Source organism: Ramlibacter sp., from assembly GCF_028292805.1.
GTDB lineage: Bacteria > Pseudomonadota > Gammaproteobacteria > Burkholderiales > Burkholderiaceae_C > Ramlibacter.
The window spans coordinates 1-3448 of record NZ_JAQGLS010000073.1 but is presented as its reverse complement, the minus strand read 5'-3'; the positions used below and the strand labels follow the sequence as shown (position 1 = coordinate 3448).

Genomic DNA, 3448 nt, shown 5'->3' with positions numbered 1-3448 from the left:
CCACGCAGTCGCCCACCGCCCCTGCCGCGGTGGCGCCCAACGCCCCCCCGGTGGCCGACCGGGCGGCCGGCGCGGCCCGGGACGCGGCTGTCTGCGCCGCCTGCCATGGCGCTGACGGCAACTCCGGCGCGCCGGCCAACCCCAAGCTCGCGCAGCAGCACCCGGCGTACATCGTCAAGCAGCTGCAGGAGTTCAAGAGCGGCAAGCGCCCCAGCCCGATCATGCAGGGCTTCGCCGCCCAGCTGACCGAGGCCGACATGAAGAACATCGGCGCCTTCCTGGGCCAGCAACAGGCCAAGCCCGGCTTCGCCAAGGACAAGGACATGGTGCAACTGGGCGAGCGTATCTACCGCGGCGGCATCGCCGACCGCAACATCGCCGCCTGCGCCGGCTGCCACAGCCCCAACGGCGCCGGCATCCCGGCCCAGTACCCGCGCCTGTCGGGCCAGCATGCCGACTACACCGCCAGCCAGCTGCTGGCATTCCGTGACGGCATCCGCAAGAACAGCCCGCAGATGTCGCAGATCGCCAACAAGCTGAACGACCGCGAAATCCGCGCCGTGGCCGACTACATCGCCGGCCTGCGCTGAGCCCTGACCCTGGACCCTTCACTCGAGGACCGCGCCGAACACCGTGCAGCGCGATCCCTTTTGTGAGAAGGATCCGCTTTTACCGGGCCTCCTCACGCTGATTGGCCACCGCAAAAAGTCGCCTGCGGCTTTTTGCAGTGAACAGCTGTTGAACTAACCGCCGCGGCGAAACACCAAACAGGGCGGGCGCCTCGCAGGAGGGCCCGCCTTTTTCTTTCTACCTCCGGAATCGATGACCACCGCTTCTCCCGCCACTGGCCCCGGCCGCGCTTCGCAGCAACTGCGCATCGCGATGGACCTGGTGTCGTCCATGCGGTTTTCCATCTCGCTGCTGACGATCATCTGCGTGGCATCGGTGATCGGCACCGTGCTCAAGCAACACGAGCCGGTCACCAACTACATCAACCAGTTCGGCCCGTTCTGGGCCGAGCTGTTCCTGGCCATCAAGCTGAACGCGGTCTACAGCGCCTGGTGGTTCCTGCTGATCCTGGCCTTCCTGGTGGTGAGCACGTCGCTGTGCATCGCCCGCAACACGCCCAAGATCCTGGTCGACCTGAAAGCCTACAAGGAAAACATCCGCGAGCAGAGCCTGCTGGCCTTCCACCACCGGGCCGAGGCCGAATTGCCCGATGCGCCGGAGTCGGCGGCCCGCCGCATCGGCGCCTGGCTGTCGCAATCGGGCTGGAAGGTGCGCCTGCAGCAGCGTGGCGGCGGCTGGATGGTGGCGGCCAAGGCCGGCGCCATCAACAAGTTCGGCTACATCGCGGCCCATAGCGCGATCGTGCTGGTGTGCCTGGGCGGCCTGCTGGACGGCGACCTGATCGTGCGGGCCCAGATGCTGATGGGCGGCAAGCAGCCGTACACGGGCGGCGGCATGATTTCCGAGGTGCCGTCCCAGCACCGGCTGGCCGCCACCAACCCCACCTTCCGCGGCAACGTGATGGTGGCCGAGGGCACGCAGTCGTCCACCGCCATCCTGAACCAGTCCGACGGCATCCTGCTGCAGGATCTGCCGTTCGCCATCGAACTGCAGAAGTTCATCGTGGAGTATTACTCCACCGGCATGCCCAAGCTGTTCGCCAGCGAGATCGTGATCCACGACCGCGAGACCGGCGAGAAGATCCCGGCGCGGGTGGAGGTGAACCACCCGGTGCGGCACCGCGGCATCGAGATCTACCAATCCAGCTTCGACGACGGCGGCTCCGCCGTGACGCTCAAGTCCGTCGCCATGGACGGCAACCCCAAGACCTTCGAGGTGCAGGGCACCATCGGCGGCTCGACCGAGCTGACCCGCGGCCAGCAGACCGGTGCCGAGAAGCTGACGCTGGAGTTCACCGCCTTGCGCGTGATCAACGTGGAGAACCTCGGCGACGAGGAGGGCACGGCCACCGACCCGCGCAAGGTGGATCTGCGCGCCTCCATCGACAGCCGCCTGGGCGCGGCCAACAAGTCGGTCACCAACAAGGCGTTGCGCAACGTCGGCCCCAGCATCAGCTACAAGCTGCGCGACGCCGCCGGCCAGGCCCGCGAGTACCACAACTACATGCTGCCGCTGGAGCTGGGCGAGGGCGTGCCGGTGTTCCTGCTCGGCCTGCGCGACACGCCGGCCGAAGCCTTCCGCTACCTGCGCATTCCGGCCGACGACCAAGGCAGCATGGCGGGCTTTCTGCGCCTGCGTGCCGCGCTGGCCGATCCGCAGCTGCGCCAGCAGGCGGTGCAGCGCTATGCGGCGCAGGTGACCGATGCCGGCAAGCCCGAACTGGCGCAGCAGCTGGCCGCCTCCACCACCCGCGCGCTGGGCCTGTTCGCCGGCGCCGAGCCGGGACCCGGCAAGGCCGAGGGCGGGCTGCAAGCGGTCTCCGAATTCCTGGAAGCCAACGTGCCGGAGGCCGAACGGGCCCGCGCCGGCGAGGTGCTGGTGCGGATCCTCAACGGCGCGCTGTTCGAGCTGGCCCAGCAAAGCCGCGAGCGCGCCGGCCTGGCGCCGCTGCCGCGCGACGACAAGACGCAGGCCTTGATGGCGCAATCGGTGCTGGCGCTCAGCGACGCCTTCGCCTATCCGGCGCCGCTGGCCTTCCAGCTGCAGGACTTCAAGCAGGTGCAGGCCAGCGTGTTCCAGGTGACGCGCTCGCCCGGCCGAATGATCGTCTACCTGGGCTGCGCCCTCCTCATCCTGGGGGTTTTTGCGATGCTGTATGTTCGGGAACGCCGCGTCTGGGTCTGGCTCAGTCCCCGTGGCGATGGTTCGCAGGCCCGCATGGCGTTGTCGAGCAACCGCAAGCTGATGGACATCGACCGCGAATTCGACCGGCTCCGGGACCGGCTGCTGGGGATGAAGGAAAGCAAGCCATGACGACCGCCACCACCACCACCGCCGACGACCTCACCATCACCCTCGACCAGGGTTACCTGGCGCGCCGCACGGCGTTCGACTGGGTGTTCGCGGCGATCGTCGCTGCCGGCGGGCTGTACGCCTTCGTGCGGTACGCGCAGTACATGGACGTCTACGAGAAGGGCATCTTGCTGGCCGCCATCCCGGCGACCATCTGGCTGGCCTGGTTCTGGCCGTCGCTGCGCGTGCTGCTGCTGGTGGTGTCGGGCTTCGCGCTGCTGGCCATCTTTTCCTATCAGGGTGAGCTCGCGCGCGCCGACTCGGTGTTCTGGCTCAAGTACTTCCTGTCCAGCCAGTCCGCCATCCTCTGGATGAGCATGCTGTTCTTCATGAGCACGCTGTTCTACTGGTTCGGCATCGTCGCCCGCGGCCAGTCGGCCACCATGCAGGCGATCGGCTCGCGCATGGCCTGGGTGGCGGTGGGCATGGCGCTGATCGGCACGCTGGTGCGCTGGTACGAAAGCTA

Annotated in this window: 2 protein-coding genes and 1 pseudogene; all 3 read left to right on the top strand. The window is 67.9% G+C overall.

The features are described 5' to 3' along the window. Positions 1-590, top strand: a 590-nt coding sequence (locus JWP65_RS03875; RefSeq protein WP_299760526.1) for a c-type cytochrome, incomplete at its 5' end; no start/stop codon positions are given. Positions 591-822: 232 nt separating this feature from the next. After that, a complete protein-coding gene (locus JWP65_RS03870; protein WP_299760524.1) occupies positions 823-2943 on the top strand; it encodes a cytochrome c biogenesis protein ResB in 2121 nt (706 codons plus the stop codon). Further along, positions 2940-3448: pseudogene (locus JWP65_RS03865) on the top strand (c-type cytochrome biogenesis protein CcsB); the annotation flags it as partial. The gene JWP65_RS03870 and the pseudogene JWP65_RS03865, both read left to right, overlap by 4 nt.

What these genes read in the sequence shown, in the direction of transcription:
- JWP65_RS03870 (WP_299760524.1), top strand. Translation starts at nt 823, where the DNA reads ATGACCACCGCTTCTCCCGCCACTGGCCCCGGCCGCGCTTCGCAGCAA.